Origin of the sequence: Burkholderia sp. WAC0059 (assembly GCF_002870125.1) — a bacterium.
In the GTDB taxonomy this organism is placed as follows: domain Bacteria; phylum Pseudomonadota; class Gammaproteobacteria; order Burkholderiales; family Burkholderiaceae; genus Paraburkholderia.
The window spans coordinates 128,445-153,616 of record NZ_PNEO01000013.1 but is presented as its reverse complement, the minus strand read 5'-3'; the positions used below and the strand labels follow the sequence as shown (position 1 = coordinate 153,616).

General features: G+C 68.8%; 23 protein-coding genes and 1 riboswitch. Of the genes, 10 read left to right on the top strand and 13 right to left on the bottom strand.

Features of this window, described 5'->3' with window-relative positions:
- Positions 1-3 precede the first annotated feature (3 nt).
- On the top strand, positions 4-171 hold the full coding sequence (locus CY652_RS24515) for a hypothetical protein (protein WP_180970620.1): 168 nt from the start codon (positions 4-6) through the stop codon (positions 169-171).
- A gap of 62 nt (positions 172-233) precedes the next feature.
- Here the strand turns inward: CY652_RS24515 and CY652_RS15130 are convergent, their stop codons facing one another.
- From CY652_RS15130 to CY652_RS15100, 7 genes are all read right to left on the bottom strand, one after another.
- Positions 234-848, bottom strand: coding sequence for a DUF4136 domain-containing protein (locus tag CY652_RS15130; protein WP_102131526.1), 615 nt, complete (start codon positions 846-848; stop codon positions 234-236).
- A gap of 36 nt (positions 849-884) precedes the next feature.
- Complete coding sequence (locus CY652_RS15125) at positions 885-3,311, bottom strand: CHASE2 domain-containing protein (RefSeq protein WP_102131525.1); 2,427 nt, start codon at positions 3,309-3,311, stop codon at positions 885-887.
- Between the two features lie 12 nt (positions 3,312-3,323).
- On the bottom strand, positions 3,324-4,769 hold the full coding sequence (locus CY652_RS15120) for a FecR domain-containing protein (protein ID WP_102131524.1): 1,446 nt from the start codon (positions 4,767-4,769) through the stop codon (positions 3,324-3,326).
- Positions 4,769-5,467, bottom strand: a complete 699-nt coding sequence (locus CY652_RS15115) for a response regulator transcription factor (protein WP_102131523.1) — start codon at positions 5,465-5,467, stop codon at positions 4,769-4,771. Before CY652_RS15115 ends, CY652_RS15120 begins: the two co-directional genes overlap by 1 nt.
- Positions 5,468-5,673: 206 nt before the next feature.
- The gene (locus CY652_RS15110) at positions 5,674-6,039 is read right to left on the bottom strand and encodes a hypothetical protein (protein ID WP_180970618.1); all 366 of its coding nucleotides are present in this window, start codon (positions 6,037-6,039) and stop codon (positions 5,674-5,676) included.
- Between the two features lie 197 nt (positions 6,040-6,236).
- Positions 6,237-6,470, bottom strand: a complete 234-nt coding sequence (locus tag CY652_RS15105) for a hypothetical protein (protein ID WP_102131521.1) — start codon at positions 6,468-6,470, stop codon at positions 6,237-6,239.
- A 148-nt stretch (positions 6,471-6,618) separates the two neighbouring features.
- Positions 6,619-6,891, bottom strand: a complete 273-nt coding sequence (locus CY652_RS15100) for a hypothetical protein (protein ID WP_102131520.1) — start codon at positions 6,889-6,891, stop codon at positions 6,619-6,621.
- 692 nt (positions 6,892-7,583) lie between these two features.
- On the opposite strand from CY652_RS15100, the gene CY652_RS15095 reads away from it, so the two are divergent.
- On the top strand, positions 7,584-8,972 hold the full coding sequence (locus CY652_RS15095; RefSeq protein ID WP_102131519.1) for a TIGR00366 family protein: 1,389 nt from the start codon (positions 7,584-7,586) through the stop codon (positions 8,970-8,972).
- A gap of 164 nt (positions 8,973-9,136) precedes the next feature.
- On the opposite strand, the gene CY652_RS15090 is transcribed toward CY652_RS15095, so the two are convergent.
- A complete protein-coding gene (locus CY652_RS15090; RefSeq protein ID WP_102131518.1) occupies positions 9,137-10,801 on the bottom strand; it encodes a hypothetical protein in 1,665 nt (554 codons plus the stop codon).
- A gap of 619 nt (positions 10,802-11,420) precedes the next feature.
- Between CY652_RS15090 and CY652_RS15085 the strand changes: the two genes are divergently transcribed.
- Positions 11,421-11,720 (top strand): hypothetical protein, encoded by a 300-nt coding sequence (locus CY652_RS15085; RefSeq protein ID WP_102131517.1) that lies wholly within the window; start codon positions 11,421-11,423, stop codon positions 11,718-11,720.
- A 677-nt stretch (positions 11,721-12,397) separates the two neighbouring features.
- Positions 12,398-14,044, top strand: a complete 1,647-nt coding sequence (locus tag CY652_RS15080) for a DEAD/DEAH box helicase (RefSeq protein ID WP_102131516.1) — start codon at positions 12,398-12,400, stop codon at positions 14,042-14,044.
- A 48-nt stretch (positions 14,045-14,092) separates the two neighbouring features.
- On the opposite strand, the gene CY652_RS15075 is transcribed toward CY652_RS15080, so the two are convergent.
- Both CY652_RS15075 and CY652_RS15070 read right to left on the bottom strand, forming a co-directional pair.
- Positions 14,093-14,617 carry a hypothetical protein gene (locus CY652_RS15075; RefSeq protein WP_102131515.1) on the bottom strand — a complete coding sequence of 175 codons (525 nt, stop codon included), beginning with the start codon at positions 14,615-14,617 and terminating at the stop codon, positions 14,093-14,095.
- 134 nt (positions 14,618-14,751) lie between these two features.
- Positions 14,752-15,585, bottom strand: a complete 834-nt coding sequence (locus CY652_RS15070; RefSeq protein ID WP_102131514.1) for a ferritin-like domain-containing protein — start codon at positions 15,583-15,585, stop codon at positions 14,752-14,754.
- Between the two features lie 396 nt (positions 15,586-15,981).
- Here CY652_RS15070 and CY652_RS15065 point away from each other — a divergent pair, with 396 nt between their 5' ends.
- Together CY652_RS15065 and CY652_RS15060 are read left to right on the top strand one after the other, a co-directional pair.
- Positions 15,982-16,791, top strand: coding sequence for a DeoR/GlpR family DNA-binding transcription regulator (locus tag CY652_RS15065; RefSeq protein ID WP_102131513.1), 810 nt, complete (start codon positions 15,982-15,984; stop codon positions 16,789-16,791).
- A 271-nt stretch (positions 16,792-17,062) separates the two neighbouring features.
- Complete coding sequence (locus CY652_RS15060; RefSeq protein ID WP_102131512.1) at positions 17,063-17,260, top strand: hypothetical protein; 198 nt, start codon at positions 17,063-17,065, stop codon at positions 17,258-17,260.
- Between the two features lie 327 nt (positions 17,261-17,587).
- Here the strand turns inward: CY652_RS15060 and CY652_RS15055 are convergent, their stop codons facing one another.
- Positions 17,588-17,986, bottom strand: a complete 399-nt coding sequence (locus CY652_RS15055; RefSeq protein WP_374703664.1) for a hypothetical protein — start codon at positions 17,984-17,986, stop codon at positions 17,588-17,590.
- A gap of 207 nt (positions 17,987-18,193) precedes the next feature.
- On the opposite strand from CY652_RS15055, the gene glpD reads away from it, so the two are divergent.
- The 4 genes from glpD (at position 18,194) to CY652_RS15035 (ending at position 23,046) form a co-directional block, all read left to right on the top strand.
- A complete protein-coding gene (gene glpD, locus CY652_RS15050; protein WP_102131511.1) occupies positions 18,194-19,729 on the top strand; it encodes a glycerol-3-phosphate dehydrogenase in 1,536 nt (511 codons plus the stop codon).
- Positions 19,730-19,843: 114 nt separating this feature from the next.
- Entirely contained in the window at positions 19,844-21,343 is a 1,500-nt protein-coding gene (gene glpK, locus CY652_RS15045) for a glycerol kinase GlpK (protein WP_102131510.1), read from the top strand.
- Between the two features lie 132 nt (positions 21,344-21,475).
- On the top strand, positions 21,476-22,183 hold the full coding sequence (locus CY652_RS15040) for an MIP/aquaporin family protein (RefSeq protein WP_102131509.1): 708 nt from the start codon (positions 21,476-21,478) through the stop codon (positions 22,181-22,183).
- Between the two features lie 176 nt (positions 22,184-22,359).
- A complete protein-coding gene (locus CY652_RS15035) occupies positions 22,360-23,046 on the top strand; it encodes an HAD family hydrolase (protein WP_102131508.1) in 687 nt (228 codons plus the stop codon).
- A gap of 19 nt (positions 23,047-23,065) precedes the next feature.
- Here the strand turns inward: CY652_RS15035 and ribB are convergent, their stop codons facing one another.
- Positions 23,066-23,803: a 3,4-dihydroxy-2-butanone-4-phosphate synthase gene (ribB, locus tag CY652_RS15030; protein WP_102131507.1), complete on the bottom strand. Its 738-nt coding sequence runs from the start codon at positions 23,801-23,803 to the stop codon at positions 23,066-23,068.
- Between the two features lie 152 nt (positions 23,804-23,955).
- Positions 23,956-24,136: riboswitch (FMN riboswitch) on the bottom strand.
- Between the two features lie 91 nt (positions 24,137-24,227).
- Complete coding sequence (locus CY652_RS15025; protein WP_102131506.1) at positions 24,228-24,908, bottom strand: helix-turn-helix domain-containing protein; 681 nt, start codon at positions 24,906-24,908, stop codon at positions 24,228-24,230.
- Positions 24,909-25,172 lie beyond the last annotated feature (264 nt).

Here is a 25,172-nt window from a genome sequence, read left to right as displayed (position 1 = left end):
GCCATGGCCGACTACCCCTACCCTTACTTCACCGACCTGCGGATCGCGATCGTCATCGCCATGGTGCTGGCCGTGCTGTTCGCCGCGAGCTGGATCGCCCACTGCCGGTCGGTCCTGCCGCCGCAAGAACCGCTGCTGCCGCCAGACCCGCTGGGCAAACGCCGCCATTAGACCGCCGGATCGGGCGCGGCCCCAGGCAAGCGGGGGCCGGCGGCGCCGGCGCGCCGGCAAACTCACTGCCCGTCGGTAACGGGCTTCACCGATACGATCTGCGGCGTGCCGCCGTGCCCGTCGCTGCGGAACTTCACGCGCCAGTCGGAAGCGCCGGCATACGGAAACTGCGCCAGCGCGCCGGCCACGAGATACGGCATGGCGTGCTGCGGATCGGGGTCGTGATCGCGCCTTGCCGTGCTGACGCGGTAGACCTCGTCGCCGCCCGGCAAGGCCAGCAGGCGCAGCGTCATCGAGTGCTCGTAGGACTTGCCGAACCACGACAGCCCGGCGCTCGCTTGCGTGCCGCAACCGCCCGGGGCGGCACTGCACCCCGTCTCGGCGACATGAACCGAAGCCGGATGCGTCTCGTACTCCACGGCGACCAGATAATGCACGGTCCCCTTCGGGTCCTCGGTGAAGCCGCGCTGCGCGAGACCGTCGCGCACGAGCGCCGCGTAGGGTGCGCTGTCGGGGCTCGGGCTCGCGCCGTCGTCCGGCACGCTGACGAAGCGCCAGGTCAGCGCCCCCTGCGGCGTCTGTTGCATCCCGAGCGTGTGCACGTCGGTCGTTATGCCCGCGCAGCCGGCCAGCAGCAGGGCGCCCAGCAAGGAACAGGTCGTCAGCAGATTCTTCACGCAAGCCTCATCGGTAACGGGGAACGGCACAACGGATCAGACGGACGGCGCATCGAGCCCGGGCAGCGAGAACGTCAGCGTCGTGCCCTTGCCCGGCTCGCTTTCGACGAAGACGTCGCCGCCGTGCCGCGAAACGACGGTCTTCACGAACACCATGCCGAGCCCCACGCCCTCCACTTCCGGCCGGCCCTTCTCGTGAAACCGCCTGAACGGCTCGAACAGCCTCGCCTGATCCTCGGGTGCGATGCCGTAGCCCTGGTCGCTAATCGAGCAGACCACGCGCGCCGGCATGCCCCGCGCCGCGCCGATCGTGCAGACGATCCGCGTGGCGGGCGGACTGTACTTTACCGCATTGTTCAGCACGTTCACGAGGGCGCGGGCCATCAGCGACCGGTCGGCGTGCACCCAGCCGGCGCTGGCCGTGCCGCCCGCGCCGAGCGGCACGTCGATCTGGATGCCCTTCGCCTGGGCCTGCGGCCAGACCTCGTCGCTCGCGTCGATCAGCAGTTCGGCGAGGCTCGTCGGCTCGAACGCATAGGCCTGCGATTCGGCCCGCGCGAGCTGCACGAAATCGTCGGCGAGCACGAGCGCGCGCCGCGCGTAGCGCTCGATGCGCGCCATCGCGTCGTACGCCGGGCCCGTGCCGATCGTGCCGCGCTCGCGCTCGGTCTCGATCAGCGCGAGGATCGACGCCTGGGGCGAGCGCATGTCGTGCGAGAGCAGCCGCAGGGCGTCCTCGCGCTGCCGCTCGGCGTCGCGCAGCGCGGTCACGTCGAAGAGGCCCGCGATCCAGCCGATGTCGAGCCCCTGCGCGTTGGTGCAGCGCGCGTAGCGCAGCACGTGCTCGTGGTCGTTGACGTCGCGCACCTCGATGCCCTCGGCCATCAGCGCGGCGAACTCGCTGCGCGCGGGGTCGAGCAGGGCCGGCCACGCCTTGAGCGCGAGCGCCGCCGCGTCGGTGCTCGCGTCGATGGTCTTGACGAGCGCGAGGCCGCCGAACGCCTCCTGCATGCGGCGCCCCTCGGCGGCGCCCGCATTCAGGCGTGCGAAGTATTCGCGCGCCGCATGGTTGGCGATCAGCACGACACCGTGCAGGTCGGCCACGAGAATCGGCTCGGGCACGCTGTCGAGGCTGTCCCAGACAAAGCGCCGCATGTCCTGCAGCCGCTGCGCGGCCTGGGCCATCAGCATCATCTGCTGGGCGAGCGGATCGCTGCCGAACTCGCCCTTCTGCATGGCGGGCGCCTCGGGCAGCAGATACGGCTCGTCGGCAAGCCGGCGCAGTTCCTTGCGCAGATAGGACATCGTCATCTCGAGCCGCCGCCAGCTCCAGGCCAGGTAGACGACGACGAGCGCGAGCATCGCCGGCACGGGCGAGAACCAGATCTGCAGGACGAACAGCAGGGCCGAGCTGCCCGCCAGCGCGGCGAGACAGAGCCCGGCCGTCAGCAGCAGCGTGCGCAGCGGCGAGAGCACGGGCAGGCAGGCCAGCATCGTCGCGAGCAGCACGAGCGAGGCCAGCGCGACCCAATGCGGCGCGGCGGGCTCGATGGCCGTGCCGTTGAGCAGCATGTCGAGCACGTTCGCGTGGATGTAGACGCCGGGCATCGGGCCCAGGTCGCCCGAGAGCGGCGTCGAGAAGCGGTCGTAGAGCCCCGAGGCCGTCGCGCCGACCAGCACCACGCGACCGCGCAGTTGATCGGGCGGCACGCGGCCGGCGAGGACGTCGGCGAACGAGAAATGGCGGTAGGACTCGGCGCGGCCGCTGAACGGAATCAGCACGCGCGCCTCGCTGTCGGCGCCGCCGGCCGTCGTGGCCGCGAGCGTGCGCCGGACGGCCGCGCCGCTCGTCCCGACCGGCACGGCGCCCGAGCGGACCGCGCGCCAGACGGACAGCATCAGTTGCGGCCAGCGCGAACGGTCGTCGCCCTCGAAAAGCGCGACGCTGCGCACGACGCCGTCGCCGTCCACCTCGAGATTGATGTGGCCGCGCCCGGCCGCGGCCGCGCCGAGCGACGCGACGGGCAGCACGACGTCGCGCCGCCCCGTCTCGTCGGCGGGCTCGAGCAGGACGGGCAGGAACGAAGGGCGCCGCGCGAGCGCGCGGGCGAACTGCGCGTCGTCGGGCGAGGGCTCGGTGAACAGCACGTCATAGACGATCGCGGCCGCGCCGTCGTCGGCCAGCCGGTCGACGAGCTTCGCGTGGATGCTGCGCGGCCAGGGCCAGCGGCCGAGCGCGGCGACGCTGGCGTTATCGATGTCGACGACCACGATGTCGGGCGACACGGCCCGCGGATGCAGCCTGAGCCAGACGTCGTAGACCAGATGATCGGCGCTCGCGGTCAGATGGCAGAAAATGCCGAGCAGCAGCGCGGCCACGCCGACGCAGACAGTGCCGCCCCACTCGAACAGGAAACGATGCCCGACGGAGCGGCCAAGGCGCGCGAGCAGCCTGACGCTCATCCGCCCTCCATATTACTGTTCGATCCTGAACGACTGGACGGCGCCGACCTTCTGATAGAAACGGCCGTGGTCGAACTGCTCGGCGATCACGGTCCAGTAATAGACGCCATGCGCCAGATTGCTCACGGTCAGCGCGTTGCCGGGCAGATCGGAACGGTCCACGAGCGGCGCGTGCAGATCCTTCGACGCGGAGAGCACGAAGCGGTAGTGCGTCGGGCTCGCCGAGCGGCCGGCCATCCAGCGGAAGACGTAATTGTGCGCGCCGGCGGCGCCGGCCGACGCCGACAGCGAGAACCGGCGGCGCTCGAACGCGTAGGTGGCGGGCATGCCTTCGAGACCGTCGGCGTCGATGGCGCTCACGCGCACGAAGTAGGTGCCGTCGGGCAGCGGACCGACGACGACGTGCGTCCCGTCGGACCGGACGTCGCGGATCAGGTCGAGCAGACCGGCGTCGCGCCCGATCTGCACGCGGTAGCCGTGCGCGCCGTCGAGCGGCTTGACGTCGAAGTAGACGTCGGCGTCGGACTGGACCCGCGCGGCCCGGATCAGCGTGGGCTCGTCGAGCAGCAGGCGCGGACTGCCCACGGCCGCGCCGGCCGGCGTCAGGCTGCCGTGACGCGCCGTCACGAGTTGCGTGGACGCCTGCAACGGCACGCCGCGCGCGGGCGCCGCGCGCGCGTTGTCGACGCCGACGGCGCCGTCGAGCACTTCGACGGCCGTCGAGCCGTTGTCGGCGTAGTCGACCCGGAAGCGCGTGCCGCGCACGCCCGCCACGACCGAGGGCGAGCGGATCTGGAAGCGGTCGTCCTTCTTCGTCGCGTGCGTGACCTCGCTGTCCACCTCGCCGCGGCGCAAATTCATCACGCGGTCGACGGAGCCCGTCAGTACCGTCTGGCGCAGCGTGCCGATCTCGACGAGCGAATTGGGCAGGATGACGAGGTGCGTGCCGTCGGGCAATTCGAGCGTGGCGAACCCTTCGTCGCCGGTCTGGATGCGATCGCCCTCGACGAGACTCGAGCCCTCGATGAGCGGCAGGAAAGGTCCGTTGCGCCAGGACCGGCTCGCGGGGCCGCTCGTCGCGAGCACGCCGGCGGCCTGGCTGACCTGGCGAAGCAGCGCGACGGGCAGGCGCAGCGTGTGGCCCGGCTGCAGATGCTCGGGCGTGCCGACCCGGTTGAGGCGCGCGAGCGCGGTCCAGTCGCCCGGATCGGCGAGGTAGCGGTCCGCGACGTTATAGAGCGAATCGCCGGGTTGCGTCGTGTAGGCGATGGTGCCGCGCGATGGAGCCGACGCGCTTTGCGCGTGCGCCGCCAGCGGCGCGCCGAGCGCGAAGGCGCAGACGAGAAGCGGCGATGCCGCCGCCCGGTCCAGGAAAAATCCGTGCAATTTCTGCGGGCCGGCTGCCGCCCGGCGTCCCGTGTTCCGTCGCGCCGTCAGCGGCTCGCACTCCCCCGTCATCACCCGTTCTCTCTTTCCACCTGTTCCAGGCGGTATCCGTAACCATAGATCGGCATCAGCCTGTAGCCATTCTCTGGGCGCAGGCCGAGCCTCGAGCGCAGCGTCGACACATGCGTGTCGATCGTCCGCGACGGGATATCCTCCGACTGCTTCCAGATCACGTCAAGGATATGCGCGCGCGAGAGCGGCTGACCGAGGTGCTGGAACAACAGCAAGGCCAGCTCGAACTCCTTTTGCGGCAGCGTGAGCTGCTGCTCCTTCACCCTGACCTGGCGGCTCTTGAGATCGAACTCGTACGGGCCGAACGTCTCCTTCGGCGCCGGCGCGTGATACTCGTAGGCGCGGCGCAGCAGCGAGCCCACGCGCGCGAGCAGCACCGAGGCGGCGACGGGCTTCACCACGTAGTCGTCGGCGCCGTTGTTGAGCATCTGCGCGATGTCTGTCTCGCGGCTGCGGCCGGTCATGAACAGCATCGGCAGGCGGGCCGGCAGGTTCTGGCGCACCCAGCGCAGCACCTCGTCGCCGCCGATGTCGGGAATGCTCCAGTCGAGCACCAGCAGGTCGAACGACTCGCGGCGCAACTGCTTGAGCAGGTCCGCGCCCTTGGCGAACGCGTGGCACACGTGCCCGGCTGCCGCCAGGGTCTGACAGACGAACTCCGTCTGTGCCGGATCGTCATCCAGAGCTGCAATTCTCATAATGCTCCACACGCGAATTTGTTATCTGTTGTCGTCGTCCGGCGACGGGCCTCGTGCCCTTGCCGAACCGCCAGGCGACGGCCAGATGCGGCCGCCGTCCAGCCGACGGGCCTGGCACCGTTTCCAGGCTCGTCGGCACATGCTTGATGAATGTTTTCCACGCACAGTGAGCGGCGCGGGCCTATCCCGTCGCTGCGGCAAGCATCTCACGAACCCCGATTGACGGGCAACCGGACAACGGGCGAGCGCGATAGCGGCTGCGCGTCGTCCACGCCCTTCTCGCGCGCGGACGGCGCCTCTTCGAGCACGGCGATCAGGTGTCGACGCACGTGCTCCCAGGCCGAATGCGCGTAGTCGGACTGGTCCGCCGCCGCGGTCTGCGCGAGGCTGAACACCCGCAGCACGGTCGGCGCGCAGTGCGTGAGCCGGTCCGACTGCTCGCGCCGCTGCGCGCGCAGCGCGTGAGCCAGGCCCGGCGCGTCGGACTCGCAGGCGTCCGCATAGGCCTCGAGCGCCGCCCAGGCATGACGGTCGCGCTTGAGGTTCAGCACGAAGCGTCGGAACGGCCTCACCGGCCGATCCCCGCTCCGGCCACCGCGGAAGAATTCGATGATGGCGTGTTTGAAATGCATGAACTCGATCGCCCCGCCGACCGCGAGCCCGCCGCCGACAGGGCGGGGCGAAGCCGGCGTCGCGAGGACGAAAAACGGTGATTTCCGGTACGTCGCTCCGGTCGGACTGCGCGCGGAGCCGGGGCTTTCCCGATGCGCTACCGGACCTGTTCCCGGTCGCGCCACGACGCATCCGCCTCGATTTCGAGCAGCGACTGGTTCAGCTTCGAGATGAGTTCGTGAATCTGGTCGGCGGAAAACATCGCGACATACCGGCCTTCGCTGTCGACCGCGCTGCCCGAGCGCAGACAGGCGAGGTCCAGCACGACCCTGTCGCGACAGACGCCGATCTCCCGAACGACCCCTCTGCCGACGAATTTCGAATGACTCATCCCGACCGTACCGTCAATAAAAAAATCGGTAAATTTCGATTGACCTGAATTAACGGCAATACAGGGACTTATATATCCGATTTAGCCGGGCAAGACTGTCAAGAATGATCAGCCTGCCCGCCCGCGGCCGGGCAGACGCCGTCCGCGCTCATTGCGCGGCCGTCAGCTTCAGGCTGGGCCGCGGCGCCTGGAAGGTCTCGTGCTGATCGTTGCGATAGTCGTAGACCTGCTCGATGCCTTTCTTGAGCACCTCTTCGCAGAACGCGATGCGCGACCGGTAGTAATCGGCATGGATCTGGGCATCGAGCACGCGCTGCTCGGCCCGGAACAATTCCATGCGCAACTCGATCAACGCGCTTTCAGCCTGCCTTTCGGGAGAAGGCGCGTGGTGCGAAGCCCATTTCACGATCCAATTCAGCATGATTCAACTCTCCTGTCGTTGTCGTTCCGGGAAGATGAAACTGTCTTCACGCCGTTGGCCGTGTCGCCGGCGACGCTGCTCCCTGAAAATCAGACTAACAAATTTCCCGGCGTTTATTGTCAAGGAATGTCGGCTGGAGAAAAGGCGTTTTTCGGGAAAAATCCCCATGAAAATCCGGCCGATCGAATCATTTCCGATTTCTTCCCGATAATTCGGATGCCTTTATAAATCGAGCGAGGCAATACGGGCGTTATACGGAGAGTCCGCGCGCAGGCATGCGAGGACGGCAGGCGTCGATGAGGAATTCAGGATCGGGCAAGCGGGTTTTCGGCGGCCTCGGCAGCCCTGTCGGACCGCCGGCCCGGCCCCGCTTCGCAGCCTTGACAGCCGCGACGGAGGCAACGAATAATAGCTTGTTCGTAAATCGAATGCTTGTTCTATATACGAACATCAGAATCAGAGGGCGACACGACCGCCGCTTACCCTGCCGGAAGCCGGCCCGACGCGCATCGGACGCGCAGGCCGGCGAGCTTCGCGATGGCGGCAGGGCAGACGGGCGTGCCGATTGGAGATCAGACACAGGGTAAAGACCGGCCCCACCGCCCGGGAACATCCCGCCGGCCGGCGCACCGCGCCGGTCGCGCCTGCGCCGGCCGTCCATGTCGGCCGCGCGGCATCGAAGAGCTATAACCATGAATCGAGACACTTACCCCGCTATCGCGCATCCCGCCGAACGGCAAGGCATCGTAGCCGGCCTCGTCTACGTGTTCGAGCGCGTCATGCCCGATCCTTTCGTGCTGTCGATCGGTCTGACTCTCGTGGTCGGCGTGCTGGCGCTGGCCATTGCGCCGCACGGCACGGTGCCGACGCTGCTCAAGTCCTGGTACGACGGCACCTTCGGCATTCTCGGCTTCGCGCTGCAGATGATCCTGATTCTCGCGACCGGCTACGCGATCGCCGACGCGCCCATCGTCCAGCGCGGCCTGCGCAAGCTCGCCTCGACGGTGCAGACCCCTGCCCGCGCCGCGCTGCTCGTGTTTCCGGTCGTCGCCGTCGCGGCGTGGCTCAACTGGGGACTCGGGCTCATCGTCGGCGCGCTGCTCTCGCGCGAAATCGCGCGGCGCGTGAAGGTCGATTTCGCGTGGCTCGTCGCCGGCAGCTACTCCGCCTGGTCGATCTGCAACAGCGGGCTGTCGAGCTCGATCGCGCTGTCCCAGGCGTCGCGCGGCAACGCGCTGAACCTCGTCGAAAAGGCGACGGGCCACATCGTGCCGCTCTCCACCACCGTGTTCGCGCCGTTCGTCTTCGTGCCGACCGTGCTCGTGGTCGTCGTCATGACGGTCATCTTCATCAGGATGCACCCGAAACCCGAACACGTCGTCGCGTTCGACAACGCGCGCGAGCCCGACACCGCGACGGCCGACGCCGATCCCCACACGCGCGCCGCCGGCCCCGCCTCGTTCGCGACGCGCCTCGAGCAGTCGATGCTCGGCACGCTGCTGCTGCTCGCGCTCGGCGTCGGCTACCTCGCGATGACCTGGCACGCGACGGGCTTCGACCTCGACATCAACACGACGATCCTGATCTTCCTGCTGATCGGACTCGCGCTGCAGCGCACGCCGATCGGCTATGCCGACGCGATCCGGCGCGCGGCGCGCCAGACCGGCTCGATGCTGCTGCAGTATCCGGTCTACGGCGGCATCATGGGCATCATGCACGGCACCGGTCTCGCCTCGATGATCGCCAAGGCGTTCGTGACGATCGCCTCGCCCGTCACGCTGCCGCTCTGGAGCTACCTGAGCTCGCTCATCATCACGCTGCTGGTGCCGAGCGCGGGCGGCCACTGGGCCGTGCAGGGACCGTTCGTCCTGCCCGCGGCGCTGAGCCTGCACGCCTCGGTGCCGCGCACCGCGATGGGCGTGGCGATGGCCGAGAACGTGTCGAACATGCTGCAACCGTTCTGGGCCGTGCCGGTCGTCGCGATTGCCGGCATCCGGATTCAGCGCGTAATGGGCTATACGGCCGTGACCTTCGTCGTCTCGCTCGTCATCTACGCGGCAGCGCTATGGCTCGTGCCCTGAGCGGCGAGTTTCGCCGTATCGACTGACTGAAATGGATCGATCGCGCGGCGGCGTCACGAGACGTCGCTGCCGTTCGCGACGAAAGGCCTTGCGGGGCACGGTCGTCCGCGCCCCGCTCCACCTTCCCCCTGCCCGGCCGACGCGATGCCGCGGCCGTCCTCCTGTCAAACCCTCATCGTCTTGCCAAGCGGCTCGAGGTCCAGCCGCCGCAGTTCGTGCCGAAGCAGTTCGCTGATGTTGGCGGAACTCACGTCGAGCATGTCGAGCGTGCAGCCCGAATCGCAGAATGCGACAGCCAGCGCGCGCACGCCCTCGTCGTCGAGCGCGTCGCTGCCCCTGAGCGTCAGCGAGGCCAGCCGGCAGCCCGGATCGCGCAATGCCGCCGCCAGCGCACGCGCGCCGGCGTCGCTCACATCGCTGCCGCTCAGGTCCAGCGAGCCGAGCCGGCAGGCCGGATTGCGCAGCGCGTCGGCCAGCACCCGGGCGCCGGCGTCGTCGATGCGGTTGTAGCTCAAGTTCAGGCTGAGCGGAACGGAACCGCCGCGCGGATCGCAAAGCGCTGTGGCCAGTTCCCGCACCCCGGCCTCGCCGATGTTGTTCAGTGCGAGGCCGAGCGAGGCCAGCCGGCCCTGCGGGCTGCGCAGCGCGACGGCCAGCGCGCCCGCGCCGGCGTCGCCGATGTCGTTGACGCACAGGTTCAGCTCGACGAGTCTGCCGCCCGGATCGCAAAGCGCAGCGACGAGGTCCGGCATCGACGCCACGGTGATGCCGTTGTCGCTCAGGCCGAGCCGCCTCAGCCGGCAAGCGGGCCTGCGCAGCGCGGCGGCCAGCGTGCGGACCACTTCGTCGTCCACGCGCGCGCCGTCGAGATCCAGCGAAACGAGCCTGCCTGCCGGATCGCGCAACGTGGCGACGAGTTCGCGCACGCCCGCGGCACCGATGCGGTTGTCGCCAAGGTCGAGCTCGATCGGCGGCAGCCCGTCGTGCGGCGCGCGCAGCGCCGCGGCAAGCGCCTGTATGCCGCCGTCGCCCATGCGGCTTCGGCGCAGGCCGAGCGAAGTCAGCCTGCAATGCGGATGTTCGAGGCCGGCGGCCAGCGCATAGGCGCCCGCATCGCCGATGCCGTTGTAATTGAGCGAGAGCAGGGCGAGCCGGCAGGCCGCATCGCGCAGCGCGGCGGCCAGCGCCCGGGCGCCGCCTTCGCCGAACGCGTTGTCGCCGAGCTTCAGCGCGATCAGCCCGCAGCGCGGATCGCGCAACAAGGCGGCCAGCTCGCGCACGCCCGCGTCGCCGATGCCGTTGGAGGCGAGCAGGAGCGAGGCCACGGGGAAGGCCGATTCGCGCAGCGCCGCCGCGAGCTCGCGCGCACCCGCGTCGCCGATGTCGTTGTGGCTCAGATCGAGCTCGGTCAGCTCGCCCTTCAGATTGCGCAGCGCGGCAGCCAACTCGCGCATACCGGCGTCGCCGAGATTCTGGTGACGCTGGCTGATCTCCTTCAGATGCGGATAGTGGCCGCTGCCGATCGCGGCCCACGCTGCCATGTCGCGAACCCAGAACGCCTGGGTCCGGCCGCTCGCCGCGTCGTTCAGCAGCGGATGGGCGAGCCGGAATGCGCGACGCATCCCGTCCTCGGGCTCGGCGATCTCGCCGGGCGTTTCGGCGAACAGCTCGAACCGCTGGTGCCCGTCGGGGGCGTTCTGCCGGCCCGCTCTCGAAGCCGGGAAAAAACGGCTGGCCGCGGCGGAGGACGCGATCGCCCGACCGCCGCTCCTCCCCTGGGAGCGATGGATCGGTGCGGCAAGATCGGTCTCGTGAACGAGCGTCGGCATGATTTTTTGATCCCCGATGGCGTGGCGTATCCCATTTGATACGATTTGGCCCGCCTTTTTACCGGTCGAACGCGAACAAATGTGCGCGCCGGCGAAGCAACCGGACGCTCCCGCCCCGATCCGCCCGTCCGCCGTCCGCCGCCCGCCGCCCGCCGTCCGCCGTCCGCCGTCCGCCGACCCGCGCCGGCGAAGACTGCCGGGGGCGGCCCCATGGCCGGCGGAGCATACCGAACCGGCCGGGGCAAAGCGGAAAGCGCTTTGCCTCCGAACGCCCGAACGCGTTTTTTGCGGCTCGACGCCCGCAAGCCCGCCGCCGGTCCTGTTCACGACTGAAACCGCCGGCTCCGGCGCCCGAAACACCGGTCAAAGCCAGGCGGGGCGCGGCCGGCCGCGACGCCGCGCCCCGCCCGCCGTGGCGGAAAACCGCCTGCCTGTTTCAGCCGCGCAACGCTTTCGGTGAAAAATTTACGCGCTCCGAGGCGGCAAACACGCCGACCCGATGCCACAATATCGTCTGAACGAGACAAAACGACGCCGGCCGGAACCGCGGCCGCGCACTGGCCCAACACTTGCTAAATCCGCCCGGGAGGACGGCTTCCTGCCGCCGTAGGGACAAAGCATGAGCGACTGGCTTCCTGATTACCTGATCCGCGAGCAGACCGCCGTCGGCGCGCTGGTCGCGTTCGGCCTGCTGCGCATCATTGCGGCGGCCGTCGCGCGCACGCAGGGCTGGCGCATCGCCACGGTCGAGCGGGTCTTCATCGGGCTCGCCGCGCTCTACTGCCTGCCGCAGGTGCCGGGATTGTTCATGCACCCTCACGTGCCCTACGCGCTCGCCGCGATCGAAGGCAAGGCAGCCGGCTGCGCGATCGCGCTGTTCTGCGCGCCCATTCTGAGCCACCGGCTCGGCTACGAGTAGGGCTCGGCGCACCCGCTCGCTGCCTCGTCCCGCCTCGTCTTTTCCTTTCTCACTCCACGGATGGGAATTCCGGCCGATCCCGCGGGCCGGGCGACGCCGCATGGCCGGCAGTGCCCGTTCGCGCAGGCAGGCCCGAGCGCCGACACGACGAAGCGACCGACCCGCGCCCAGCCCCACGCGAAGGCCGCGCTCCTGATATAGTGTCGACTCGCCGGAGCCCGTCCCGCGCCATCGTGCGAGCCGGGCTTCGCGTCGTTTCATCCCCCGTTAATTTCGGGCGGTTATACTCCGTCTGCGCCCGTTGCGCCGCGCAGCCCGCGAGTCGGGCCGCCGGCCCGACCGGCAGGCGGATGTCCGCACGGTGTCGAGTCCGCTCCCTCGTGATGCGTCCGACCCCGCCCATCGCGCCGCCGCCGCAGTGTCCGCGGCGATGCGATGCAACTTGATGCCCGATGGCCTGTCTGCATGGACGGCCGATCTTCGGCACGCGCACTGGCGTGCCGCCCCGTCGAGCGATGCGCGGGCCTTTCGTCCCGCCTCGCGCTGCGACTCGTCGCGTGTCCCCGCGCCGGCCCACACGTCCGTCCTTCACAGGACGGGCCGCCGTGGCGACGCGTGCCGCGGCAAGGCGTTCTCGCCGCTCGCGACACTCATTGCATGAAACTAACAGGTATCTCATGTCTTTCGATTCCCTCGGCCTGTCCGAACCGCTTGTCCGCGCCGTTCACGAACTGGGCTACACCACGCCGACGCCGATCCAGGCCCAGGCCATTCCGGCCGTGCTCGGCGGCGGCGACCTGCTCGCCGGCGCGCAGACCGGCACCGGCAAGACGGCCGGCTTCACGCTGCCGATCCTGCAACGCCTCTCCACCATGCCCCCCGCGCCGGGCGGCAAGCGCGTCGTGCGCGCGCTGATCCTCACGCCGACGCGCGAGCTCGCCGCCCAGGTCGAGGAAAGCGTGCGCGCCTACGGCAAGCATCTGAAGCTGAAGTCGACGGTAATGTTCGGCGGCGTCGGCATCAACCCGCAGATCGATGCGCTCAGGCGCGGCGTCGACATCGTCGTCGCGACGCCGGGCCGCCTGCTCGATCACATGCAGCAGAAGACCATCGACGTGTCGCAACTGGAGATCCTCGTGCTCGACGAGGCCGACCGGATGCTCGACATGGGCTTCATCCACGACATCAAGCGCGTGCTCGCGCGGCTGCCCGCGCAGCGCCAAAACCTGCTGTTCTCGGCGACCTTCTCCGACGAGATCAAGGCGCTCGCCGACAATCTGCTCGATTCGCCCGCGCTCATCGAGGTCGCGCGCCGCAACACGACCGCCGAAACGGTCGCGCAGAAGATCCACCCCGTGGACCGCGACCGCAAGCGCGAGCTGCTCACGCACCTGATTCGCGAGCACAACTGGTTCCAGGTGCTCGTGTTCACGCGCACGAAGCACGGCGCGAACCGCCTTGCCGAGCAACTGGAAAAGGACGGCATCAGCGCGATGGCGATTCACGGCAACAAGAGCCAGTCGGCCCGCACGCGCGCGCTTGCCGAATTCAAGGACGGTACGCTGCAGGTGCTCGTCGCGACCGACATCGCCGCGCGCGGCATCGACATCGACCAGTTGCCGCACGTCGTCAACTTCGACCTGCCGAACGTGCCCGAGGACTACGTTCACCGGATCGGCCGCACGGGCCGCGCGGGCGCGACGGGCGAAGCGGTGTCGCTCGTCTGCGTCGACGAGTTGCAACTGCTGCGCGACATCGAGAAGCTCATCAAGCGCAGCATCCCGCAGGAAGTCATCGCGGGCTTCGAGCCGGACCCGAACGCGAAGCCGGAGCCGATCCAGCTACGACGCGGCCAGGGCGGCGGCGGGCGGGCGCCGCGCCAGGGACAGGAGCGCGCATCGGGCCAGTCCGAACGACGGAACAACCCGCCGGCGGCCAAGCCGGCACAGGCAGGGGGTCAGGGCAACGCGGGGCGGTCGGCCGGCGTGGCGAACGGAGCCGGCGGCCCGGGCCGGCGCGCGCAGAAACCGGCTGGCGCGCCCAACAATTCGGGCAACCGTCCCGCGAGACCGGCGGGCGGATCGGGTCAGCCGGCGAAGCCGCACGCGAAAGGCGCGACGGGCAACGGTCACGGCCGCCACGAATCCGCCCGGCGCGACCCGGCACGCGATCACGATCGCGCGCATCATGCGGCGCACGACGGTCCGTCCGCCCGTCCGCAGCAACACAAGCCGCAAGCGCCGCAAGCCAATCCGGGCGCGCTGCTCGGCGGCCGGCCGGCCGGCAAGGCCGGCCGCAACGGCGACGAGCCGCGCGAACGCTAGTCGGCGCTTCTTCGGAGCGCAGCGCGGCCGTTCGGCTGCGCTGCGCGCTCACGCGGCCGAAACCGCCTCGCGCAACCACGCGATCTGGGCGCGCCAGCGCTCGAGCACCTCGTCGCGCCGATTCTCCTCGAGTTCGAACGTCATGCCGGACGTCAGCCGCGCGTAAGGCACGCGTTGCGCCTCGCCCGACGCCAGCACGCCGCGAAAGCAGGCGAGGCCGGCGTGCTGCGCGGCCGGTACGGACCGCATGGCGGCTACGTCGAGCTGCACCTGATAAAACGCCTCGTCGAACACGAACGTCAGCGCTGCCGGCGCGCCTGCGGCCAGCGTGGCAGCCGTGCGCGATCCCGCCCACACGGCGAAGCACAGCGCGCGGGAATCGGGCGCATAGCACTCGCCGATGCCGAGCAATGACGTGCCGATCCGGCCGTCGGCGCGGCCCGTGACGAGCGAGGCGGTGAAGCCGAGCTTGCGCTCGAGCGCGGTGCCATCGAACCAGTCCAGCAAAGTCCGCGGCCATTCATCGAATGCCTGTCGCTGCGCCGGATGCGCACGGGCGCTCGAATCGGTCATCGCAAGGCTCCCCTATCGGCAAGCACCACCGGGTCTGCACAAAAGAAAGAGGAAAGAGCCCGCGTCGCGCGGGCTCCGGAATCAGGCGGGCCTCGGCCTCGTCGGCCACGGACTTCGCGAACCGCCGGCCGTTTTCAGCGGAAAAACACGTGCTGCGTCAGCTTGGCGAGCGGGTAATGCACGCCCGGCTGGATCTTCGCGGGCAAGTCGAGCGGCTTGAGCAGCATTTTCACGCACATGTCCGCCGAGAGATTGCGCCGCACGAGCGCGTTCACGCGCGCCGCACGCTCGCGGTTGTAGGCGGAATCGTTGACGCGGTCCGGGTAACGGATCGCGAACACGTGGCGCAGCGCGATCTCCGAATCCTCGTTGCGGATTTCGAGCACGCGGCGCATCAGCGCCCCGAGCACGGCGAGGCGCCCGTGGCCCTCGACCTTGTTGTACTTCTTGAAGTAGCGAAAGAAGTACTTGTAGTGGCGCACTTCGTCGATCCGGATGTTGTCGGTGATCTCCTTGAGCACCGGCTCGTCCGAGCATTCGCCGATCGCGCGGTACAGCGTGGCCGTGCCGGTCTCGACCACGCAGCGCGCGACCATCTCGAGCGCGCGGCTCTTCTCGAAGCCCTCCACCGAGCAGGTCTTCGAATACTCCTCGAAGAAATTACGAAACGCCGTGTCCCAGTCGAACTCCGGCCAGACGTAGCCGATGTAGGTCTTCAGCGCGCGGCCGTGCTGCAACTCTTCCGGCTCCCATGCGCTGTTCAGCCAGGCGGAAACTTCCGGGTCGTCGTGAAAGAACTTGCTCAGGTTGCTCGTGTAGAGATCCGAGCCGCTCTCGATGAACGACGCGGCGCACAGCAACAGCAGCAAGTCTTCGTTGGCGACGGCGCGCTGACGGTCGATACGGGTGAGGTCGATGTCCTCGATACGCCAGGGCATTTCGTGGCGGGGCTCAATGTCGTTGCGCATTGTGTCGTGCTCCCAAAGCAGTGTCGGCGGCGTGGTATCTGCGGCGGCGCGGCACGGAACATGCTCGGCGGCATGGCTATCCGGTGCCGTATGGTAAACACTATCCGCCATTTTTATCCCGCATCTTAGCTGTTGTTTCGTCAATCTGCAGGCGAGGAGCACAGACCCTCACCGATGGCCCGAGTTCCGGTAATAAACCAATTGTTTCACCTTGCTGGATGGTTGTCCGTCCGGGGCCGTATCCGCGTTTCCCGGCCGGCCGAAGCACGCGCTTCGGCTTGCCCGGCCCGCCCCTTCCGGCGGGCGCCACGGGCCAACGTCCCGGAGGTCTTACAATACGCGCAACGTCCCCGGCACGCACCTGACGCCGCTACCGTACCGCCCACCGTATCCGCCATGACCCGAGACCCTCGCCTGAGCCTGAACAGCCGCCAACAGGAACTGCTCGAATGGGTACAGCGCGACGGGTTCGTTACCGTGGACGATCTCGCCTCGCACTTCGCGGTCACGCCGCAGACGATCCGGCGCGACGTCAACTGGCTCGCCGACATGAACCTGCTGCGCCGCTATCACGGCGGCGCCAGCCTGCCGACGAGCTCGGAGAACGTCTCCTACGCCGCGCGCCAGCGGATGTTCCACGACGAAAAGCGCCGCATCGCCGCTCTCGCCGCATCGCATATTCCCGACCAGGCTTCGCTCTTCATCAATCTCGGCACCACGACCGAGGAAGTTGCGCGAGCGCTGAACCGCCATCGCGGCCTGCGCGTCGTCACCAACAACCTGAACGTCGCGAGCCTGATGAGCGGCTATCCGGACTGCGAGGTGCTGATCACGGGCGGAATCGTGCGGCCGTGGGACAAGGGCATCGTCGGCGAGCTCGCCATCGACTTCATCCGGCAGTTCAAGGTGGACTTCGCGATCATCGGCACCTCGGGCATCGAAACCGACGGTACGCTCCGCGATTTCGACACGCGCGAGGTGCGCGTGGCAGAGGCGATCATCTCGCACGCGAGAACGATATTCCTTGTCGCCGATCATTCCAAATTCGGCCGGCCGGCGCTCGTGCGCCAGGGCCATCTGGAGCAGATCGACGCGCTCTTCACCGACGCCGCGCCGCCCGCCGACATGCGCGAGGCGCTCGAAGCCGCCGGCACGCAGCTCCACGTCGCGCCCGAAACCGCCCGCGTCGAAGCAAACTTGAAGTGAAATCAAGGATTTGCCCGTCAGGCTAAACCGCCTCGGGCCGGCGTGCTTGTCAAACGGAAAATTTTCGGGGCGCGGTTTGTACAACCGGGCACCGTTGACTACACTCCAGTTCCCCGCTGCCCGCTCGCAGCACCGATGCCGCCATAACCCGCCCGCGAGTCACGACCGGACGAAACGTGGCCGGCTTTCGCTCACGCCCGCCGCATCTGTTGCCGCAGCCCCGCCCCCGCCGGCCGCGCGCTCGCACCGATGCCGCTCCATGGAGAGAACGATGCTGAGTCCGCATGAATTCGCCACGCTGCTGCTCGTCAAGGACGCGCCGAACCAGCTTGAAATGGAACGGGAAGAACTCGACGCCTTGCTCGAACGACAGCTCGTCCAGTTGGAACGGCTGGCCTCGGGCCACGAGGCGTGGCATCTCACCGAGATCGGCGACACGGCGGTGCGGGCCATCAAACGATCTTCATAGGCCGGGCGCCGGGCGCAGCAGGTCGCGCGTCCGTCCTCCCGCCTTGCGGGCCGGCGCCCCGGCCCGGGCACAGGCCCGACTCCATCCCCGATGCAGGCGCACGGCAGTGGACGAACGCGCCTGCAGTGCATGGTCACGCGGACCCGCGCGCTTCACGCCCGCGTGACCTCTTTTTCTTCCAGGCCGAAAACGCCGGCCGCCTCCCGGACGGGGGCGGCCGGCGGCCCGTCTACGCCTCCCGACCGCTTCTCGTCCTTTTTTTATCGTCCCTTCTTAACTACGCCGCTCGAACACGAGCCTCACGCCGGCCTGCCCTGAACCGCCACGTCAATACCCGCGCAGCGTCGGATCCACGGCCGAGCGCCAGTGGATGGCGTTCGCGCGCTGCCCGTTGAAGAACGCGACCCACTGATTGCGCGCCTGCGGATCGCTGCTCGTCGCAAGCGTCGTGTAATGCTGGGCCAGACCGGACTGGAACCCACAGAACTGATCCTGCGAGATCCGGCCGTGCCGGCGGGCGACGTAGGCGTCGAGCACCGCCGAATAGACGGGCTGCTCGTCGCGCCCATAGTCGAGCGGCTGCGCACCGCATTGCTGCTGCAACGCGGCGAACGACGGCGCGCCCCACCCTCCGCCCGTGCCCGGCACGCTCGCACACCCGGTCGCGACGCCGGCCACGAGCGCCGCGGCACCGATCATCGCCAGTCCACGCATGATTCCTTTCATTCCCGATTTCCGATGGTTGATCGACGGCTGACGTGAGTATCGTCCGACCGTGCGGATTGTGCCAGCGAGCCGCCCGCCGCGGAACCGTCCCGTTCTCTTTACTTTTTCGAATTTGCTCGATAAAGTTTCGAAAACGAACATTTTTCGGTTCGAATACATTCTTTCTCGTACAGCGCAGTCCGTTTCCCGGGCGCGGGAGCACAACCGGTGGCACAGACACACTCATACGACCTGCTCGTCGTGGGCGGCGGAATCAATGGGGCTGGCATCGCCCGCGACGCCGCCGGACGCAGCCTCTCCGTACTGCTGTGCGAACAGGACGACCTCGCCGCGCACACCTCGTCGGCCAGCACCAAGCTGATCCACGGCGGCCTGCGCTACCTCGAATACCGCGAGTTCGGCCTCGTGCGCAAGGCGCTGCAGGAACGCGAGACGCTGCTGCGCGCGGCGCCGCACATCATGCGGCCGCTGCGCTTCGTCATGCCGCACGTGCCGTCCCTGCGTCCCGCCTGGCTCATCCGCGCCGGCCTCTTCCTCTACGACCATCTCGCGCGCCGCCAGCTACTGCCCGGCTCGCGCGGCATCGACATGCGCCGCCATCCGGCCGGCGCGCCGCTCGTCGATTCGATCCGGCGCGGCTTCGTCTATTCGGACGGCTGGGTCGACGACGCTCGCCTCGTCGTGCTCAACGCGCTCGACGCGAGCGAGCGCGGCGCGCGCGTGCTGACCCGCACGAAGCTCGTCGGCGCCGCGCGCGAAGGCGGCACGTGGCAGGCGCAACTGCAGCGCGAGGACGGTTCGCGGCTCGACGTGCGCGCCCGCGCCATCGCGAACGCGGCCGGTCCCTGGGTGGCCGACCTGCTGCACGGCGCGCTCGGCCGCCCGTCGCGGCACAGCATCCGGCTCGTGAAGGGCAGCCACATCGTCACGCGGCGGCTCTTCGAGCACGACCACGCGTACATTTTCCAGAACCCGGACAAGCGGATCGTGTTCGCGATCCCCTACGAGCACGATTACACGCTGATCGGCACGACCGACGTCGAATACCGCGCCGATCCCGCTCGAGTCGCGATCTCGGAAGACGAAATCCGCTATCTCTGCGACTCGGTCAGCCGCTATTTCAGCCGGCCGGTCGCGCCCGACGACGTCCGCTGGAGCTACGCGGGCGTGCGGCCGCTGCTCGAGGACGAGCACGCGGACAATCCGTCGGCCGTCACGCGCGACTATCTGCTCGAGCTGGACGCCCCGTCGGGCGAGGCCCCGCTGCTGTCGGTGTTCGGCGGCAAGATCACGACGTTTCGCAAGCTCGCCGAGGAGGCGGTGGACCGCCTCGCCGGCCCGCTCGGCATACGCGCGCCGGCCTGGACCGCCGGTACGCCGCTGCCCGGTGGCGATATCGCCGACGCGGATTTCGACCGTTTCGCGCGACAGTTCGAGGCGCGCCATCCGTGGCTGCCGAAGGATCTCGCGCGCCGCTATGCCCACGCCTACGGCACGCGGGCCGATCGCCTGATCGGCGACGCCCGTTCGACCGACGCGCTGGGGACGCGGTTCGCACCGGGACTTTACGAGGCGGAGCTGCGGTATCTGCGCGACGCCGAATGGGCGCGCAGCGCGCAGGACGTGCTGTGGCGCCGCTCGAAACGGGGCCTGCACGTCGAGCCCGGCACGCTCAGGCAGGTAAGCGAGGCAATCGACGCCTGGTTCGCGAAAGAGACGACCGCCGCCACGCAACACGGATAAAGCGCAGCGGCCGGAAAACGAAACACAACGAAAAACGCGCGAAGAAAGACGAAGCGGCATCGCCCGTCGGCCTCGGGCCGGCAATAAACTACAACACACATGGAGATGAGACACATGGAGAACCAGTACATCCTCGCACTCGACCAGGGCACGACGAGCTCCCGCGCCATGGTGTTCGACCGCCGGGGCAACGTCGTCGCGACGGCGCAGAAGGAATTCCCGCAAATCTATCCGCACCCGGGCTGGGTCGAGCACGACCCGCAGGAGATCTGGTCGAGCCAGGCCGGCGTCGCCGCCGAAGCGGTCACGCACGCGGGCATCAACGGCCTCTCGATCGCCGCGATCGGCATCACGAACCAGCGCGAAACGACCATCGTCTGGGATCGCGAGACCGGCCAGCCCGTCTACAACGCGATCGTCTGGCAGGACCGCCGCACGGCCGCGTTCTGCGACACGCTCAAGGAACAGGGGTTCGAGGAAAAGGTTCGCGCGAAAACGGGGCTGCCGATCGACTCGTACTTCTCCGCCACGAAGATCCGCTGGATCCTCGACCACGTCGAGGGCGCGCGCGAGAAGGCGAAGCAGGGCCGGCTCGCGTTCGGCACGGTCGATAGCTGGCTCGTCTGGAACCTCACGAAGCGCGCGCTGCACATCACCGACGTCACGAACGCGTCGCGCACGATGCTCTTCAACATCCACACGCTGCAGTGGGACGACGAACTGCTCGAGCTGTTCGGCATTCCGCGCAGCATGCTGCCGGACGTGCGGCCGTCCTCGGAAGTCTACGGCTCGACCGTCACGACGCTGTTCGCCACGAAGGTGCCGCTCGCCGGCATGGCAGGCGACCAGCACGCAGCCCTCTTCGGCCAGATGTGCACCCGGGCCGGCATGGTGAAGAACACCTACGGCACCGGCTGCTTCCTCGTGATGAACACCGGCGACAAGCCGATCGAGTCGCGCAACAACCTCGTGACGACCATCGGCTGGCAGCTCGACGGGAAAGTGCAGTACGCGCTCGAAGGCAGCATCTTTATCGCCGGCGCGGTCGTGCAGTGGCTGCGCGACGGCCTCGGCATCATCCGCAGCGCGCCGGAAATCGAAACGCTGGCGGCGCGCGTTCCGCACAGCGACGGCGTCTATCTGGTGCCGGCGTTCGCCGGGCTCGGCGCGCCGCACTGGAACGCCCGCGCGCGCGGCACGCTGTTCGGCGTGACGCGCGGCACCCAAGCCGCGCACGTCGCGCGGGCGGCGCTCGACGCGATCGCCTATCAGTCGTTCGACGTGCTCAAGGCGATGGAAGCCGACTCGGGCATCCGCATCGACGAGCTGCGCGTCGACGGCGGCGCCTGCGCGAACGACCTGCTGATGCAGTTCCAGGCGGACCTGCTCGGCGTCGGCGTGGCGCGCCCGAAGATCGCCGAAACCACGGCGCTCGGCGCCGCCTACCTCGCCGGCCTCGCGGTCGGCTACTGGAGCGGCGTCGACGAGCTCCAGCAGCAGTGGCAGCTCGAACGCCGCTTCGCGCCCGCGCTCGACCAGCGCGACGTGGACAGCTACCTGGCCGGCTGGCAGCGCGCCGTGCGCGCGGCGAAGGCCTGGGCCGACGCGCCCTGAGGCAGCGCGGCCGAACGCGCCTCCAGAAAGACTTCTCCCGACACGCCTCGTCCCATCCGCGCGCCGGCCGACGACCGGCGGCACGCGGCATCGGGCCGCGACATCCATTCCAGCTAATCAGGATTACGCAACATGTCACCGTACATCGCAGAATTCACCGGCACGGGCATGCTCGTGCTGCTTGGCGACGGCGCCGTCGCCAACGTGCTGCTCGCCCGCACCAAGGGCAAAGGCGCCGACCTCATCGTCATCGTGATGGGCTGGGCGATGGCCGTCTTCATCGCCGTCTACATGACCGCGTCGTCGAGCGGCGCGCACCTCAACCCCGTCGTCACGCTCTCGCTCGCGCTTGCCGGCAAGTTCGCATGGAGCAAGGTAGGCGGCTACGTGGCCGCGCAGATGCTCGGCGGTATGGCCGGCGCGCTGCTCGTCTGGCTCGCCTACCGGCAACACTTCGCCGACGAGACCGACCCCGACGTCAAGCTCGGCGTGTTCTGCACCGCCCCGGCCATCCGCAACGTGCCGCACAACTTTCTCACCGAAATGATCTGCACCTTCGTGCTGATTCTCGGCGTGCTCTACCTGGCCTCGCCGCAGGTCGGCCTGGGCTCGCTCGACGCGCTGCCGGTCGGACTGCTCGTGCTCGGCATCGGCATCTCGCTCGGCGGCCCGACCGGCTATGCGATGAGCCCGGCGCGCGATCTGTCGCCGCGGCTCATGCACGCGCTGCTGCCGATTCCGGGCAAGCGCGACAGCGACTGGCGCTACGCCTGGATTCCCGTGCTCGGACCGCTCGCGGGCGGCGCGGCCGCCGCCTGGCTCTACGTCCACCTGCATTGAACGCGGGCCGGCCCGCCACGGTGCGCTTGATGAGATTGATGCGATCGATCCGGTTCACGCGCGCGGCGAGGCGCCACGCGAACGGCGGCCGGCCGGTATCATGTCGCCTTGTGCCCCATTGCGCGTTCCGGAGCGGACCGGCCTGGGCCGGCCGCCGCTCCCCTGCCGTCCCTCCCATGATCGACCATCTCATCTGCGACTGCGACGGCGTGCTCGTCGACAGCGAAATCATCGCCGACCGCGTCATGCTCGACACGCTGACCGAAACGTTCCCCGGCATCGACTTCAAGCCGCTCGTCAAGGAAGCGTTCGGCCAGCAGACCTCGCGCTTTCTCGTCCATCTCGCCGAACGTTTCGGCCTCGCGATGCCCGCCGATTTCCTGCAGACGGTCGAGCACCGCACCGAGCGCGAACTGGCCCGCTCGCTGAGTCCGATCGACGGCGTGCGCGATGCGCTGCAGCGCATCGCGCTGCCCGCGGCCGTGGTATCGAACAGCAGAATGGCGCGCGTAAGCGCCTCGGTGAAGCTGGCCGGGCTCGACGAAATCTTCGGGCCCCGCGTCTTCAGCGCCGAGCAGGTCGAACGGCCGAAGCCCTATCCGGACGTCTATCTGTTCGCCGCGCGGCAGCTCGGCGTCGAGCCCGAACGCTGCCTCGTCGTCGAGGACAGCATTTCGGGGCTCACCGCCGCACGCGCGGCCGGCATGAAGACGGTCGCCTTCGTCGGCGCGAGCCACGTGCCCGCGGGCTACGCGGACGTGCTGCGCGAAATGGGGATCACGCGGATCATCGACCGGATGGACAAGCTGCCGGCCCTCGTCGAGGCCGGCATGAACGGCGGGTTCGGCGACGTGCAGTCGTAACGCCGCCGGCGCGCCGCGCTCAGGCTTCGTCGGCGCAGCACTCGCGCGTTTCGCGGACCGCCGAAAGCGACTGCCGGAATTCCACGAGCTCGGCGATCGTCAGCGTCGGCAGATCGTGACGGGCGGCGAAGCGCTCGACCTGCGCGCCGCGCGCCATCGTGCCGTCCTCGTTCATCAGCTCGCACAGCACGCCGGCGGGCGCGAGGCCTGCGAGCACCGCGAGATCGACGGTTCCCTCGGTATGGCCGCGCCGCGCGAGCACGCCGCCCGGCGCCGCGCGCAGCGGGAACACGTGACCGGGCCGCACGATGTCGGCCGGCTGCGCGTCGGGCGCGATCGCCGCGCGGATCGTCGTGACGCGATCGGCGGCGGACACGCCCGTGCTCACCCCGTCGCGCGCCTCGATCGAGACCGTGAACGCGGTGCGGTTGCGGCTCTCGTTATGCGAAACCATCGGCGGCAATTCGAGCGCGCGCACCTTCTCGTCGGGCAGGCACAGGCAGACGATGCCGCTGCACTCGCGGATCAAAAGGGCCATCGTTTCGGGAGTGAGCCGCTCGGCAGCGACGATCAGGTCGGCCTCGTCCTCGCGGTCGTGATCGTCCTGCAGCACGACGGGACGGCCCTCGCGCATCGCCTGCAACGCGGCCGCGATGCGCGGCGGCACCGTCACGGCCGAAAGCAGCGGGAGATCGTCGAGCGCGTCGGGTTGCGCGTTGTCGGCGGAAGGAAAAGCGGAACTGGCGGTAAGGGACATCGGTGAAACGCTCCTCGCAAAAATGGGGCGAAAAACGTTTCAGGGCATTGCAAACAGACAGAACGCCCAACGCGCGGCCCGAAGCCGGACCGGTACGCGCGCCGCGCCGACCGGACAAACGGGGTCTCGCGGATGGGCAAACATGACCATCTGCACATCTTCTTCCATCCGGACTATGACCGTCGGCCCTGGCCTCTCACCAGGTCTGCTGACCCCGCGCGACGGGAAACAACGTCGCGCAGGCGCTCGCGGGCTCGCCAGCCTGGCCGTCGGGAACGACAAGACCGCTGGCATACCGCCGGTGGGGAATTGCACCCCGCCCTGAAGACGCACTGATTGCCGGATCGACCGGCGAAGGCGAAGCATACAACAACCGCCCGCATCATGCAGGCGGCCTATTCATGCCCTTGCGGGCGAGATTCTTTCAGTGCGCGTGCCGGACCGCGTCGGACGGCACGTCCCAGCGCGGCGGCGTTTCGGCGTTGAGCGTGACGCCGAACGCTCGCGCCTCGGTATCGCCGGGATTGCGCAGGCTGTGGGGCTGGTCGGCGTCGAACACGATGGCATCGCCCGTCGCGAGCAACTGGCGGCGGTCGTTCACGACGACCTCGAGCGTGCCCTCGCTCACGACGAGATTCACCGTCGTGCCCGGCGCGCGGCGCGTGCCGGGTTCGGTGTGCAGCGGCGCGATGCGCAGCTCGTGGAATTCGGCGGCGCGAGGCCCGCCGTCGGGCGCATCGGGATAGAGCGCGCGCGACGAATAGCGGCCGTCCGCGCTGACGACGCGAGGCGCCCGATCGGCCGGCAAATGCTCGAAGCCGTTGACGGCATGGCGGCGCAGGAACGCGGCCACCGACACCTTCAGCGCGGCGGCCACCTTGCACAGCACCTTGATGGACGGCACGCTGCGCGCCGATTCGACCTGCGCGAGCATCGCGCGCGAAACACCCGAGGCACGCGCGAGCGCATCGAGCGAGAGCTGGCGCTCGGCGCGCAGCCGGGCCAGATTGACGCCGACCAGATATTCGAGCGCGTCGAACGGACCCTCGGCCCGGGCGACGGCGCCGGCTTCGTCGTCGCGAACCAGCGTGAGCGGTGAATGCATGACTGTCTCCATGGAGCGCCGCGGCGCGACGCGGGCGGCCTCGCGGCCGGGTAATGGAGGCAAGACTAGCATCGGGCTACGCCGTGCCCAACGAAGTTATCTTCACACCGAAATTCCGTCCGTTCTTTTGTACTTTCCCGCGCTCTCGCGGAAGCGGGCGGAATCGACGGCCGGCATAGGCCGGCTTCTCCCGTTGTCGCCGGATTCCTTCTCGGCGAGAGTCGCCCGTGTCGCCGATTCTGGCGTTCTTCAGGATGCCGTCGA